The organism is Enterobacter sp. Acro-832 (assembly GCF_011752745.1).
Taxonomy (GTDB): domain Bacteria; phylum Pseudomonadota; class Gammaproteobacteria; order Enterobacterales; family Enterobacteriaceae; genus Enterobacter; species Enterobacter quasiroggenkampii.
Genome location: NZ_VWWX01000010.1, coordinates 19,912 through 33,783 on the forward strand (window position 1 = coordinate 19,912; position 13,872 = coordinate 33,783).

A 13,872-nucleotide genomic window follows, 5' to 3' on the forward strand; every position below is an offset into this window, starting at 1 on the left:
GGTCGATCCTCAGAGCGCCCCGCAGGGCGCTCTATCACGTCATTATGCCGTACGTTTGCGCAGTTCGATTTCTTCGACGATGCGCACATACATCTTCTCGTTGAGGTTATAGAAGCAGCCCATCGCCACGATGGTAATGACCGCCAGCAGGCTCGGGTAGATAAATATCAGCTGCCGCAGCCCTTCAACCGTCCCGGCGCTTTGCACCACGTTGGGCACGTAGCCGATCTGCGTGAGCATGATCCCCGGGAAGAAGCCTGCCAGCGCCTGGGATACCTTCCTGAAGAAGGTAAAGCCGGTGTAGACCGTCCCTTCGGAGCGCACGCCGGTGCGCCACTCGCCGTACTCCACGGTATCGGACACCAGCGCCCAGTTCAGGCTGTTCACAAACGCGGAGCCGAAGAACGCCAGGCAGGAGAACGCCACAAAGCTCACCGAGCCGCCGCCGAAGAAGTAGTTGAGCAGATCGCCCGCCACCCAAATCGTCAGCCCGCTGATGTAGACTTTTTTCTTGCCGAAGCGCCGCACCGCGCCGGGCATCATAAAGACGCCGATAAAAATGCAGCCCATGCTGAAGAAGCCCATGTACGACAGCAGGATTGGGTCGTTCAGCACGTACTGCGTGTAGTAGACCTGAATGGCAAGTTTGACGTTAAAGGCGCCCAGCGTGCACAGGTTCGCGATGCACAGGATAAACAGCGGACGGTTCCCGGCGATGGCGCGGAACGACTGCAGCAGCCCCGGTTTTTGCGCCGGGTTAGCGGGCTGCGCCTCGACGTAACGCTCGGTCACCCCCTTGTAGCACCACCACATAAAAAACAGCCCGAACAGCGAGAAGAGGGTGGCGGCAAAGATGTAGCCAAGCTGGTCATTGCCTTCAATCAGGTTCATCACCGGAACAAAACCCACGGTACAGAGCAGCAGGCCCAGCGTAGCGCCGCCCTGACGCCAGGCGGCCAGCGAGGCGCGCTCGTCCGGGTTTTTGGTAATGGCGGGCACCATCGCGCCGTAGGAGCAGTTCATCATGCTGAAGAACAGGCCGTACAGCATGAACAGCACCGTCGCCATCACCGTTTTACCGGTGATTTCAAACGGCGTGCCGACGAAGTTGGCAATCGCCAGTAAGGTCACCGGGAACGCTGCATAGAGCACAAACGGGCGGAATTTTCCTTTCGGGCCGATCTTGCGCCGGGAGTCGAGCATGATCCCGGTGCCCATATCGGTGAAGGCGGTAAAGAACTTCGCAATCAGGAAGATGATTCCGCCGTAGGTACCTGGCAGCCCCAGAACATCAGTATAAAACTTCAGCAAATAGAGCGTGCCGATATCCAGCAGGATGTTTGAGCCGAGATCGCCCATCCCGTAGGCGAGTTTTTCTTTAAACGGCAGGCGTAGGGTTGCCGGATCGGAAGTATGTTGACTCATTATTGTTCTCCGTCTGCCCGCAGGTTTCCCTGCGGGCGAGCCTTATCAGATATCACGTAAGGTGCTAAACAGATCTGCCCATTCGCTGTGTTGGCGGTAGAAGACCGGCGGCTTGCCGAGCGGGGCATCAACGGTCACGTCACCGCCCTGGCAGGTTTCCCCGGTCCACGCATTCACCCAGCTGTCCTGCGGCAGATAGAGCGACCAGTCGCGGCGCCCCTCTTCATAAACCGGCGCCACCAGCAGGTCGCGGCCAAACAGGTACTGGTATTTCAGCGTGTAGGCGTGCGCATCGTCCTCGTAGTGCAGGAACAGCGGACGCATCACCGGCAGGCCGCTTTTTGCGTTCTGCGCGACGGCGGCTTTGATATACGGCTTCAGGGTGGTGAAGACGGTGGTCATGCGCGCGAAGTGCGCGATGGTTTCCGCGTCGCCGTCAAACTGCCAGTTATCGCCTGGACGGTTGCCCTCATGGGTACGCATCATCGGCGTAAAGGCGCTGAAGTCGCACCAGCGCAGCAGCAGCTCTTTGCTGCGCTTCATCTCGAACAGCGTGGTATAGCCGCCGATGTCGCTGTGATGCAGGCCGTGCCCGGTCATCGCCAGCGACAACGCCGCAGGGATGACGGATGCCAGACCGTCGTCCAGGCTCCAGTCGACATTCTGATCCCCCGCCCACATCATCACCGAGTGCTTCTGGCTGCCGGTGTAGCCCGCGCGCATGAAGAACAGGATCTCGCCGAGCTTGCCGGTCTCTTCCAGCGCCTCGTAGTTACATTTGGCCCACAGGGCAGGCCAGGCGTTATGCATGATCTCCGCGCTCACGCCGTTATGCAGGAAGGTGTCGGTCGGCAGGTACTCCCCGAAATCTGCCATCCAGCCGCCGCAGCCCAGCTCGATCAGGTTCTTTTTGATGACCTCTTTGTACCAGTCGTAGGCTTCCGGGTTGGTCAGGTCGATAACGCCCGCGTAGAATTCCCCGAACTCAACGTGGTAGTCCTTGCCGTCGGCGTTTTTGGTCAGATAGCCGCGCTTCGACGCCTCTTCGCAGAGATCTTTATCGCTGGCGACGTACGGGTTGATATAGGAGAGGAACTGCACGCCTTCCTGTTTCCACTTCGCAATCCGCGCATCAAGCTGCGGATAGAGCGCGCTGTTCCACTTCCAGTTCCACATCACGCGCTTGCCGAAGGAGGTCATGCGGATACCGGACCAGTCCTGCGCCCAGATGCCGTTCACCTTTACGCCGCCGTTACGCATGGTGTCGAGCTTCTGCTGACACACCTCGGTGCCGCCCTGAATGCCCAGCGTCACGCCGTCGTACACCCAGTCCGGTAGCTCTGGCTGACGCCCCAGCAGTCCGGTCAGTTTTTCCAGTAGATCGACATACGTTTTCGCACATTCGAAGCGCAGCGTGGCGTTATCTTCCCAGAACGCCAGCTCGTGGAAGTCCGGCGCGCTGAAGTCAAAGTTCATATAGCAGCTGTTATCCACGTGGCAGTAGTACTTCTGGGTGCTCACGAAGGTAGGCTGTGGGAAGAAGGTCCAGTAGTAGTCGCCGCCCGCATTCTCTTTGCAGTCGGCCTGCCAGGTGACGTAGGTCTGCTTGTTACGGCCCACACCCTGCTCGCTGGTCCACAGCGGGAACGGCTTGCCGCGCAGATCGAAGTAAGAGAACTGCTCGCCGCAGCCGTAGATATGATCGTCAGGCTGTGCTGCCAGCCGCAGCCAGATGCGGTTATGGCTGGCGGCGTCATTTTTCAGCTTCAACTCCAGACGGCCTTCCGCATCCACGCCCACCATCAGCGTCGCGCTCACCGCGTCGCCGCGGGTAAAGCGGATTGCCCAGCCCGCGCTTTGCTGCGTGACGGTCGCGTTCGTCAGGGCAATCTTTTCGTTGAGCTTGTCTTTGATGCTGAAGTTGCCGCGAAACATCTCGATATCCGCCTCACCTGCGCCAATCCACAGGCAAGGGGCATCCGCAGAGTGGGATAAAATCAGACGGTCCTGCCAGCGCAGGGTGAAGCCAGTTTCGTTATTTTTCAGGTCAATATTGTGTAGGGTACGCATAAAAACTCCGTCTTAATTATTTGGCCTGGCTGTCCAGTAATCCGGCGGCGACGGCAGGCGCTAAGCCCGGCGCCAGCGGCAGGCGGGGGATCACCAGGCAGTGCAGCAGGTGGTAAATATCCTGCTTGCCGTCCCAGACTTTGGTCGTCACTTCGTTATTGGTGTCCAGCTCCTGCCACCAGGAACCGTTTTCGTAATCCATCAGGTACTTGATGCAGTAATCCCACCACTTCTGATACCAGGCCTCGTACTGCGCTTCGCCGGTCACGGTATAGAGGGCATAGGCCGTGCCCATCGCCTCGACGATTGGCCAGCGCACGCGTTCACGCACAATAGGCTTGCCGTCCCAGCCCACGGAGTAGACAAATCCATCGGCCCCGTCGGGTGCCCAGGCGTCGCGGATGGTGGCGTGGAACAGTCCTTTCGCATCTTCCAGAAGCCAATCTGGCGGGGTTTCAAAGCGCGCTTCTAAGGCGGCGCGCAGGTGCAGCATCAGGCGGCCCCACTCAATCCAGTGCCCCGGCGTGCCGCCGTAGGCGCGGAAGCGGTGGGCGGGGTTATCAATGTTGTAGTCGCGGATCGGGTTCCAGCTGGTGTCGAAATGTTCGTTAACGCGGTACTCCCCTTTGCGCGCTACGTCGTGAATAATCACCGACGCGATGCGCAGGGCGCGGTCGAGCCATTTACGGTCGTGGGTCACGTCATAAACGATCAGGAAGGCTTCTACGGCGTGCATGTTGGCGTTACCGCCGCGATAGTCTTCCGTTTTGCTGAATGCTTCATCCCATGACTCCAGGCACATTTGCTCCTGTTCGCTCCAGAAGTAGCGCTCAATCACCTCGATGGCATCGTCCAGCAACTTACGTGCCTGCGGGTGACCCGTGGTCACGGCGCTCGCCGCGCCCAGCAGGACGAAGAAGTGCTGATAGCCCTGCTTGGACGCATCAATCACGCCTTCATCGTTAACGCAGGCGTACCAGCCGCCGTGCTGCTTGTCGCGCAGCGGGCCATTCAGGGCATTAATACCGTGCTCAACCAGGGCATACGCACCGGGACGCCCCATGTTCGCCGCCACCGCGTAAACGTGCAGCATACGCGCGGTGATCCACAGATGCGTGCCCATATCTCTACGCACCTGGCCGTTATTGCCCAGCCAGCCAAAGCCGGTCGGTACGGCGGCATTTTTACCGAAATCGAGAATGCGGTCGGTCTCTTGTTCGAGCCAGCGATTATGGCTCAGGGTGTTAAACCATTTCATGTTCGGGTCCTTTCTTAACGGCGAGCCATCATTTCGTCGACGATCTCACCCAGACGCTGAAGTTTGGGGACGGAGATATCACGCAGCATCAGCTCGGTGTCCGGCAGGCCAATCACAGAGGACCAGACGGCACGACCGGCTAAAAAGCCTGAGGCCCCCGCCTGCATGGCGACGCTTACGGCGCGCGGGAATAACTTATCGTCCACGCCGGACGAGAGGATCACCCACGGCATGGCGATGTTCTCATTCAGCTTCTGCGAGGCTGCCAGCAGCGCCTGCTGCGTGCCCTTGCCAAACAGCGGCATCTCCACTTTGTAGAGGTCGGCACCGCTGTCGCCCAGCTCTTTGGCCGCGTCGATAATCGCCTGTTCGCGGTTAAACGCGGCACCGCGACGCGGCGGACGCACCACCGGCTCGATAATGCTCAGCAGACCGTTATCGTGGCACAGCGTGTTGAACGCCTTCACCATCTCAAGGCGCTGCTGCGGATCTTCATCGCTGCGCCACAGCACCAGCAGCTTCAGTGCTTTGCCGCCATCGCGTTTGACCGCCTGCGCGTCGACGTTCTTGTCGATCACTACGCTGTCGACCGGAAGACCATTCCCCGGGATAAACTCGTCGGCGGCCACAATCATTGCGCAGCTTTTAGCTACGGCCTGCTGCTCGACAATCTGGCGATAGCAGAACTGCTGGTCGACGAGAATGGCAGAGGCGTACGGTGACAGAATTTTTGCCGCGTTGACCTTAAAATCCGTCAGGTGCTGGTCGGTTACCGGAACCGGCGCGCCTGCTGCAGCAAACATCAGGCGCATCGCTTCGCGCTGATCCACGGCCAGCATCGCAAAACCGCCGGAAGGTCGGGTGATATCTTTCAGGGTGTACATCGTCATTCCTCAGTCCTTTCGTATCAGAGTGTTTTTTTCAGCCCGGCAGATGCGCGAACCTGTTCAAGAATGGCTGTCCAGTCCTCGCGCCCGCGCCCGGCGGCGCGTGCCTGGTTGTAAACCTCGCGGGAGGCCGCGCCCAGCGGCATCGGAACATGGAGTTGGTTAGCCACGTCGAGGGCGATCCCCAGATCTTTATGCGCAAGGTCGATCATGAAGGCGGGTGAAAGATCCCCTTTCAACACCTTGTTCGGCCATGAGGTCGTGAAGTGGCCTTTACCCGCAGGCGTACCGCTCATGACCTTCAGCGCCACATCAAATGAGAGCCCCAGTGCTTCACACAGCACGGCCGCCTCCGCCGAGAGAGCGTTCAGGGCAATGCTCATGTAGTTATTGATAAGCTTCACGCGGATGCCCATGCCCGGCCCGCCGGCATTAATCAGCTCATTGCCCATCGCCATTAAGACCGGAGTGGCGCGCTCAATTTGCTGCGCCGTGCCGCCTGCCAGCAGGAGCAGCGTGCCGGCGATGGCATGATCTGAGGTGCGTCCGACAGGCACATCCATCAGGCTGAAGCCGCGTTCAGCCATGTCGCGGATCAGCGCGTCGGTTTGCAGTGGGTGTATGGTGGACATATCAATGACTAGCGCGTCGCGGGATAATCCTTCGCACACGCCGTTTTCGCCAAACAGCACGCTGCGTACCAGGTCGCCGTTTGGCAGCATGGTGATGACGAATTCGGCGTCCGTGGCGGCCTGCGCGGGTGTTGTCACCGCCCGTGCGCCACTCTCTACCAGCGCCTGAACCGCCTGCGGGTTCACATCGAAGACGTGAAGCTGATGACCTTGTTTCAACAGATTCTTCGCCATTGGCGCGCCCATCTGTCCTAAACCGATAAATGCGATTGCTGACATGCCTCTCTCCTGTCACATCGTGTCAATTTTTGCGCGTTTATGTTGTCTGTTTTTGATCGTATTTGTAATTTATAGTCAAAAAATTGACACGAGTCACTTTTTAAACATTTGATGAAATTAAAATGAAAGCATCAGAAATCGCAGAAGGAATCACCATGGCTCGCATCGTTTGTGTCGGTATTACCGTGCTGGATCGCATCTGGTATCTCGATGACTTACCAAAGGAAGGTGGGAAATATGTCGCAAAGGACTATACGGAAGTGGGGGGCGGCCCGGCGGCAACTGCGGCTGTGGCGGCGGCGAAACTGGGCGCGGAAGTGGATTTTATTGGCCGGGTGGGGGACGACGATACCGGCAGACGGCTGCTCGCGGAGCTGGAATCCCTGGGGGTGAAGACCCGTTACACCCGCGTATTTAAGGGTGCCCGATCGTCACAATCGGCGGTGCTGGTGGACGCGGGCGGAGAACGCGTGATTGCCAACTACCCCAGCCCCGATCTCCCTGCGGCGGCAGACTGGCTGCATGAAATCGACTTCTCGCAGTGGGATATTGTTTTAGCAGACGTGCGCTGGCATGACGGGGCGAAACAGGCGTTTACCCTGTCCCGTAAGCAAGGTGTGCCGACGTTGCTGGATGCGGATGTTACCCCACAGGATATTGCGGAGCTGATTACCTTAAGCGACCACGCGGCCTTCTCCGCGCCGGGGCTGCGGCGTTTAACGCAGCTGGATAAAACCGAAGATGCACTGAAAAAAGCACAAACGCTCACAAATGGACATGTGTATGTCACTCAGGGGCGAGACGGCTGCTTCTGGCTGGAAAACGGCGCATTGCGTCATCAGCCCGGCTTTGAGGTGGACGTGGTGGATACCACCGGGGCGGGCGACGTTTTCCACGGCGCGCTGGCGTTCAGTCTGGGGCAACAATCGTCCACTACAGACGCCGTCCGCTTTGCCAGTGCCGTCGCAGCGCTGAAATGCACGAAGCCCGGTGGGCGTGCAGGTATACCCGACTGTGATCAAACCCGCTCTTTTTTGTCACTTTTTGTATAAAATGCGGGGCGAGATGGTTTTCAGAGGACAGCCCATGAGTCTTACCGAACTGACCGGCAACCCGCGTCACGATCAGCTGCTGACGCTGATTGCCGATCGCGGCTATATGAACATTGATGAACTGGCGCAACTGCTGGATGTCTCCACGCAAACGGTGCGCCGGGATATTCGCAAGCTGAGCGAGCAGGGACTGATCACGCGTCATCATGGCGGGGCGGGCAGGGCATCCAGCGTGGTGAACATGGCGTTCGAACAGCGCGAAGTCTCGCTTACCGAAGAGAAGCGAGCGATTGCCGAAGCCATTGCGGACTATATTCCCGATGGCTCCACCATCTTCATCACCATCGGCACGACCGTAGAGCACGTTGCCCGGGCGCTGCTGAACCATAATCATCTGCGCATTATCACCAACAGCCTGCGGGTGGCGCACATTCTGTATAAGAACCCGCGTTTTGAAGTGATGGTGCCGGGCGGCACGCTGCGCCCGCACAATGGCGGGATTATCGGGCCTGCGGCGACGGCGTTTGTGTCTGGTTTTCGGGCGGATTATCTCGTGACGAGCGTGGGAGCCATTGAGCACGACGGGGCGATGATGGAGTTTGACGTCAATGAAGCCAGCGTGGTGAAAACCATGATTGCCCACTCCCGGCACATTCTTTTAGCGGCCGATCATACGAAATTTACCGCCTCCGCTGCGGTGGAAATTGGCAACGTGGCGCAGGCCACTGCACTCTTCACTGACGAGATGCCTGGCTCGGCTCTGCAAAATCATCTGAAATCCAGTAAAGTTGAAATCGTCCTGGCCAGCACCGGCGATGATATCGCCTGAAGCAAAAAAAGCCGCTGAGTAAACAGCGGCTTGAACATTGTTATTTAAAGCTGTATTTCACCCCCAGCATCCCCTGCGTATCGCTGTAGCCTTTGTCGCCTATCTGCTGAGCCACGTTGCCCCATACGCTAAGCTGCGGCGTAATCTGCCCCTCTACGCCTGTCTTGAGTTCACCGATATTGCGCGTACCACGCATCTCATTGCTAACGTCATCCATGCGGATACGCGTGGTCTGGGTGTTGTGGATCCAGTTCGCTTCGATAAATGGCTGGAAGGTCCGTGATTTACCGTCGTCAATTGCGTTATGTCCGCTGATGTAGGCCTTCACGCCGAGACGTGTCATCAGGTTGCCCTGAGTCTCGTCTTTCACCCGCGTGCCGTTGCGCTCACGATGGTCGTCAGCCTGCACGTCCATCCAAACGGCCTGCGCTTTCGGCTGGAGCCAGTAGCTGTTGCGGCCGCTTTCGCCCACCTTAACGCTATAGCCTGCTTCTACAGAGGCGGTCACGCCGCTGGAGCGATAGTTCTCTGTGGCCTGATCCTGTCCCATCACCTTATTGTCGAACCAGTTATACAGCACCCAGCTATCAACATAAGTGCCACTTTTATCCGCGTCGTTTGCGTACCAGGTACCGTACAGACCGACGCTATAGCCATTCACTTCACCGCGTGAGTGGTAGCCGGTCAGGCTGGAAGCGCTCCGGCTCTGACTGTTGCCGTAGCCCGCCATCAGGCCAAGATGCCAACGGTCCAGACCGTCGGTGCTCCACTGGGCGACATCGCCACCCAACTGCAGCACGTAGCGATTGGCGGTGGTTTTTAACTGGCCGCTGCCATCTCTGAAACGCGTATGACCGCCGACGTTACGCATCCACAGGCTCGTCACTTTCTGCTCGCCAGTGAGCATGTCGGTGTACTGCGTTTCACCCAGACGATCGTGCAGGCGGGTCATAAACAGCGTATTTGCCGCATAGCTGTTTGCCAGATAGCTACCAAATTCCGGGCGATACTGATGCTCGCTTTTCGGTGGTGCAGGCGGTGGGACCGGCTCTTGCGGCGGAATCACCGGGTCAACGGGCGGATCTACCGGGTCGACTGGTGGGTCCACGGGGTCAACAGGCGGGTCTACGGGGTCGACCGGTGGGTCAACTGGATCAACGGGCTCGGCGAGGCTGGTCAGAAACCAGTTTTTACCTTTTTGCACCACGTTATAGTCATAACCGCCCGCCACGATACGGCTGGCCTTCTCAAACGTCCCGTCAGAGTTGCCGCCAACGCTGACAATTTCAATCCCTTCTACGGTTTGCGCGCCAGTACCGCCAATGTTGTTCACTTCCACCCCGGTATGACCGGACGTGTTGCCTTCAACAATCAGCTTGTCCGTTTCCGAAGTGTCGTCAAACAGGACGGTATTGAAAACCAGCTTGCCGCCGTTGCCGATAAAATCATCCTTGATGGTCAGCGTTTGCCACGCCGCGTCCTCTGCATGCTGAAAATTAATCGTGCCGCCCGCATTCAGCGTCAGGCTGGTCAGCGTGGAACTGTCGCGCAGATTCCAGACGGCATCATTCATCGTCAGTGCGATAGTACCGGTACCCGCGGCGTTGCTTTCAATGAAGGACGCCCCATTCCACAGGGAGTTGTCATCCATTGTCAGCGTAATGGTACTGTTTTGTGCCGGAAGTGTGCTGGTGGCCGCAACGCCGCCCGCGGAAAGGACATCGCCGTTGAGGATGAATTTGCCTCCAGCGGACGCGTCAATTACCCCGCCGTTACTGGCGTTCAGGGCATAGCTACCGTTGTCGCGATGGCCTGCGGTGCTAATGGTTGCACCACCCGCGAGGGCTATCACGCCGCGTGACCAGGCATACATCCCGTGCGGCGCTTGCGCAGAGCTGCTGGTTTTCTCACTGCTGTTTACCGCAATGGTGACGTTATCTCCCAGATTCACCGCACCGGTGTAAGCATAGACGCCATGCGCGCTGGCACCGTTGGTCGTGATAGTGGCGCCTTCATCAAGGGTGATAGTTGACGAGCCGGTAGAATAAACCCCGGAAGCACTGGCCGCGTCGGTGGTAATCGTCGCGCTTTTGCCTAGCTCAATTTTTGACGCAGAGCCCGCATACAGGCCATAGGCCGATGTGCCGTACGTTTCGATGGTCGCCTCATCTCCCAGACGAACGTAAGAGCCGCTCTGGTTGGTGCGGATCCCTTCGGCGTAGGTACCGCGCGTCACAATATGGGCACGATCGCCGACGATAACGTTATTTTTTGCCTTCGACGCATCATTCAGTGCATAGGCGCTAATCCCGCGCCCTGTGCTGCCCGTGGTTTCGATATAGAGATCGTCCCCCACATAAATATTGGCGGAGCCAAGCGATCCCTGGCTGAAGGAGCTGTAGCCGGCATTGATGCCGTCACCGCTTTGGCCATTAACGTAAATGTGGGTGCGATCGCCGGTAATGATAAATACCGGGTTGTCCGGCGTGTTCATACCGTGGGTACGAATACCGTCGACGTCTTTACCATTATTGGCAGCCACTTTTGACTGGGTGCGAATAGTCAGATCGTCACCAAATATCACCCCCGGACTGCCGGACGTGGAGTTCTGAATAACGGTAACGGAATGCTCAAAGGCTTCCGCCCCAGGCCCTTCGAGGGTGATCCCATCTCCGTAGATCGGGATATTACCGGCGCTGTACTGGTAGACATAGTTAGGATCGCCGGTATTTTTGCTAAAGTTCGTGTTTGCCGTTGCAGGTATCATCGCCTGTATTTCTGCAGGCAAATCCGTTACCGCTCCGGAAGCGGGTAAATTAGAAAAATCTATTACCGCTGCATGTGCGGTAAATAGCGCTGACGACAACGCCAGCGAAATCGCAGCGGCGACTGGTGAGTGTTTCATTAAATATGGCATGACTGCCCCCTTTCTTTCAGGCGTAGAACATCCTCCACACCATTAAATGTGGGTAGGTAAACAGGTTGAAATTACAAAATAGAAACGAGAATTTTATGAATGCTGGTACCTAACTTCCTCTCAAGTCGTATTTTATGGACGTAAATTTTTTTAACATCAATGCCGTCTGTTTTTATAATCTCCTGAAGGCACGCTCCTGACAAAAATCTGTTAAGTAACGTGAATTCAACAGCATTTAAGATACTGCCGCGTCTGCTATTCACTCGTCTCCCGGTGAATAGATGGCTAATTTTTTCTTTTAATATAATGTCACTGTCATCCGAATAAATAACTCCCTTTATTTCACTGCGGTGAGTGAGAAAATAATTGGCCAATGCTTCCAGCTTGCGGTCTGAGATAATCACAATGTTCATGTTAGTTCTCGCCAGACGTTCAATCCATTGCGGATCGGCAAGTGCGCGCAGGTTGTACATCGAAAAGTCTACAAATATAAATCCGCGTAATAAGTGATTCTTGTTTCCTCGCACTATTTTATTTTCTACTGCAATCTGCAGGAAATGGTTATCACCTGGCCAAACTGCGAACGAGGCGTTTCCACAATATTGTGAACGTACTGCGTTATCTGGATATAACTGACAGGACAATTCACAGCTTATACAGCGGACAACCTTATGCGACGATGGTATCATCCAGTCCACTCCTGTCTTATTTTCACCGTCAATATTTCACTGCCATGCAAATGTGTCAATCTTGAAACATATCCAGTGGCCCTCTCTTGTTTATGAAAAATAGTGATAAAGAATATAAATTCCTGGTGATGTCTATTCTGTCAAGCCATAGCCATCGCGAAAGGACATACGTTGGTCGACGTATTCCAGGAATATTCATCAGTCCCTTAAGATTATTCGACAAAAAAAATCCCAGGGGAAGATTCACGAAATAGCACTAAAAGCTAAAGATTCGTTTCTTTAATCTGCCGCAACGACCGTCTTTTCTCTTGTTGTGGCTCAATATAATTATTTGGTCTGGCGAAGTGTAATGAAATCTCATTATGTCGTTTTAGATGAGAAAAACCTAAGAAAAACACCTCTTAACCTATTGAAAATAAATGTGTTATTTTTAATCTTAGTTGGAATGGTATCGCGTCCTGATCCTTCTGACCTATACTCTTGTTAAATATACGTATGTGTTTTTGGTGTATATGGTTAAGTATTGTTATTGCTGAGGAAAGGAAAATTGTATCTCATTAACAAATTGGTCGAGTATGATCCAGAAAACAAAACCCTGGTAAATCATATTTCCGGGCGCTCGATACAATTGCAGCTTCCTGCCAACCTCTGTTTTCTCTATCTCGTCACCCATCCCGGAGAAATAATTTCGCAAAATCAGTTAATGATAGTGGGATGGGGTGAGCGCAATGACGTCACCACACCGAATACCTTTTATCAGGCTATTTTGACATTACGCAACGCCCTGGCTGAGGTGGGGTTACCGCGCGATACGGTAAAAACGATTTCGCGTCGTGGGCTTATGCTTTCCGAAGCCACCCAGGTTGAACGATTTATTCCAGGCGCTGAGCCGGTAATAGCCAATAAAGACGCAGTCGTTGCCGATAGCACCGCGGTGAAGAGTCCGGCCTGGCTGATAATAACGACCGCAACGCTTTTGCTGATCGCGCTTATCAACGGGGGGATGTTATACAAACAGCACCAGAACATGCCGTTTAGTCACTACATTCCACTTTCTACGGGCAGCAGTGCCTGCCAGCTTTTTTTTGCGCCTAACGAACCTATGCAGGACCATTACTTGCGCTTGTTAAACAATAACCCTGGCCTGTGTGCCGAAAAACGATACGTTTTTCTCATTGGCTACAGTAAAACGGAGCGAATCGCGGCGTTTGCCTGTAATAAGGATCCGCGACGCGACGCGGCCGCGTTTTGTACCACCCATTATTTTTGGGCACACGAGCAATGATGACTCTTCGAAACCGAATTATTTTGCTGGGGGCGATTCTGGTGGCGGTTATTACCAGCGGCTGGTTAGCTTACTCGAATTTGTCGAGTACGCCGATACGCTGCACGGGAAATGTGGAATGGACGATTGGTAAAAACCGATTTGTGGGTACGGTTTCCTGGCGAATGCAGCATCGGGAGGGCGCGACCATCATTAACGGTAAATTATTTGGTCAGACGGTGTCTGAAGTTAACCGGACCATCTATTTTCACTACAGTTACCATCAGAATGCGCGCGTGTTAAATAACGATCGTATTGTTAAAACCTTCGCCGATAATGCGGATGAGGCTGATATCAACGCAACATTACCGGGCTTTTACCGTACGCCGGGTCGGGACCTGAGCCTGATGATTGATGAGTACCGGGGGGCCTGGCTTTTTGCCGCGTCAAACGTCCCTTCACTTTACTGTCGTAAAAACGCGCCGTAAAAATCGATCGCACACCTTAGAGCGCACGCATAGTCAAATCTCTTTATTCCCGCTACAGTTACTTCTCCACGGCGAGCAGGAG

11 protein-coding genes are annotated in these 13,872 nt (G+C 55.5%); 4 read left to right on the forward strand and 7 right to left on the reverse strand.

The window, feature by feature from the left end; translation table 11 throughout:
- Nucleotides 1-42: 42 nt before the first annotated feature.
- Genes F3J31_RS21925 through yihU form a run of 5 tightly spaced genes read right to left on the reverse strand, consistent with a single transcriptional unit; the run spans nucleotide 43 to nucleotide 6,551 of the window.
- Nucleotides 43-1,425, reverse strand: coding sequence for an MFS transporter (locus F3J31_RS21925; protein ID WP_111967911.1), 1,383 nt, complete (start codon nucleotides 1,423-1,425; stop codon nucleotides 43-45).
- Between the two features lie 45 nt (nucleotides 1,426-1,470).
- Nucleotides 1,471-3,495, reverse strand: a complete 2,025-nt coding sequence (locus tag F3J31_RS21930) for an alpha-glucosidase (RefSeq protein WP_167215532.1) — start codon at nucleotides 3,493-3,495, stop codon at nucleotides 1,471-1,473.
- 16 nt (nucleotides 3,496-3,511) lie between these two features.
- Nucleotides 3,512-4,753 carry a sulfoquinovose isomerase gene (yihS, locus tag F3J31_RS21935; protein ID WP_167215535.1) on the reverse strand — a complete coding sequence of 414 codons (1,242 nt, stop codon included), beginning with the start codon at nucleotides 4,751-4,753 and terminating at the stop codon, nucleotides 3,512-3,514.
- A 14-nt stretch (nucleotides 4,754-4,767) separates the two neighbouring features.
- Nucleotides 4,768-5,643 carry a sulfofructosephosphate aldolase gene (gene yihT, locus F3J31_RS21940; protein ID WP_167215538.1) on the reverse strand — a complete coding sequence of 292 codons (876 nt, stop codon included), beginning with the start codon at nucleotides 5,641-5,643 and terminating at the stop codon, nucleotides 4,768-4,770.
- Between the two features lie 17 nt (nucleotides 5,644-5,660).
- Nucleotides 5,661-6,551 (reverse strand): sulfolactaldehyde 3-reductase, encoded by an 891-nt coding sequence (yihU, locus tag F3J31_RS21945; RefSeq protein WP_069719769.1) that lies wholly within the window; start codon nucleotides 6,549-6,551, stop codon nucleotides 5,661-5,663.
- A 155-nt stretch (nucleotides 6,552-6,706) separates the two neighbouring features.
- Here yihU and F3J31_RS21950 point away from each other — a divergent pair, with 155 nt between their 5' ends.
- Both F3J31_RS21950 and F3J31_RS21955 read left to right on the forward strand, forming a co-directional pair.
- Complete coding sequence (locus F3J31_RS21950) at nucleotides 6,707-7,603, forward strand: sugar kinase (RefSeq protein WP_167215541.1); 897 nt, start codon at nucleotides 6,707-6,709, stop codon at nucleotides 7,601-7,603.
- A 34-nt stretch (nucleotides 7,604-7,637) separates the two neighbouring features.
- Nucleotides 7,638-8,432, forward strand: coding sequence for a DeoR/GlpR family DNA-binding transcription regulator (locus tag F3J31_RS21955; RefSeq protein WP_069719770.1), 795 nt, complete (start codon nucleotides 7,638-7,640; stop codon nucleotides 8,430-8,432).
- Nucleotides 8,433-8,472: 40 nt separating this feature from the next.
- On the opposite strand, the gene F3J31_RS21960 is transcribed toward F3J31_RS21955, so the two are convergent.
- Both F3J31_RS21960 and F3J31_RS21965 read right to left on the reverse strand, forming a co-directional pair.
- A complete protein-coding gene (locus F3J31_RS21960) occupies nucleotides 8,473-11,349 on the reverse strand; it encodes an autotransporter outer membrane beta-barrel domain-containing protein (RefSeq protein WP_167215544.1) in 2,877 nt (958 codons plus the stop codon).
- Nucleotides 11,350-11,420: 71 nt separating this feature from the next.
- Nucleotides 11,421-12,038, reverse strand: coding sequence for a hypothetical protein (locus tag F3J31_RS21965; RefSeq protein ID WP_063622908.1), 618 nt, complete (start codon nucleotides 12,036-12,038; stop codon nucleotides 11,421-11,423).
- Nucleotides 12,039-12,585: 547 nt separating this feature from the next.
- On the opposite strand from F3J31_RS21965, the gene F3J31_RS21970 reads away from it, so the two are divergent.
- Together F3J31_RS21970 and F3J31_RS21975 are read left to right on the forward strand one after the other, a co-directional pair.
- Nucleotides 12,586-13,323 carry a winged helix-turn-helix domain-containing protein gene (locus F3J31_RS21970; RefSeq protein ID WP_126535047.1) on the forward strand — a complete coding sequence of 246 codons (738 nt, stop codon included), beginning with the start codon at nucleotides 12,586-12,588 and terminating at the stop codon, nucleotides 13,321-13,323.
- Nucleotides 13,320-13,790 carry a hypothetical protein gene (locus tag F3J31_RS21975; RefSeq protein WP_045909088.1) on the forward strand — a complete coding sequence of 157 codons (471 nt, stop codon included), beginning with the start codon at nucleotides 13,320-13,322 and terminating at the stop codon, nucleotides 13,788-13,790. Before F3J31_RS21970 ends, F3J31_RS21975 begins: the two co-directional genes overlap by 4 nt.
- The last annotated feature ends 82 nt before the right edge of the window (nucleotides 13,791-13,872 follow it).

Bases quoted from the DNA above. Each gene is read 5' to 3' on its own strand.
- F3J31_RS21925 (WP_111967911.1), bottom strand. From the start codon at position 1,425: ATGAGTCAACATACTTCCGATCCGGCAACCCTACGCCTGCCGTTTAAA.
- F3J31_RS21960 (WP_167215544.1), bottom strand. From the start codon at position 11,349: ATGCCATATTTAATGAAACACTCACCAGTCGCCGCTGCGATTTCGCTG.
- yihU (WP_069719769.1), bottom strand. From the start codon at position 6,551: ATGTCAGCAATCGCATTTATCGGTTTAGGACAGATGGGCGCGCCAATG.
- F3J31_RS21950 (WP_167215541.1), top strand. From the start codon at position 6,707: ATGGCTCGCATCGTTTGTGTCGGTATTACCGTGCTGGATCGCATCTGG.
- F3J31_RS21965 (WP_063622908.1), bottom strand. From the start codon at position 12,038: ATGATACCATCGTCGCATAAGGTTGTCCGCTGTATAAGCTGTGAATTG.
- F3J31_RS21975 (WP_045909088.1), top strand. From the start codon at position 13,320: ATGATGACTCTTCGAAACCGAATTATTTTGCTGGGGGCGATTCTGGTG.
- F3J31_RS21930 (WP_167215532.1), bottom strand. From the start codon at position 3,495: ATGCGTACCCTACACAATATTGACCTGAAAAATAACGAAACTGGCTTC.
- yihS (WP_167215535.1), bottom strand. From the start codon at position 4,753: ATGAAATGGTTTAACACCCTGAGCCATAATCGCTGGCTCGAACAAGAG.
- yihT (WP_167215538.1), bottom strand. From the start codon at position 5,643: ATGACGATGTACACCCTGAAAGATATCACCCGACCTTCCGGCGGTTTT.
- F3J31_RS21955 (WP_069719770.1), top strand. From the start codon at position 7,638: ATGAGTCTTACCGAACTGACCGGCAACCCGCGTCACGATCAGCTGCTG.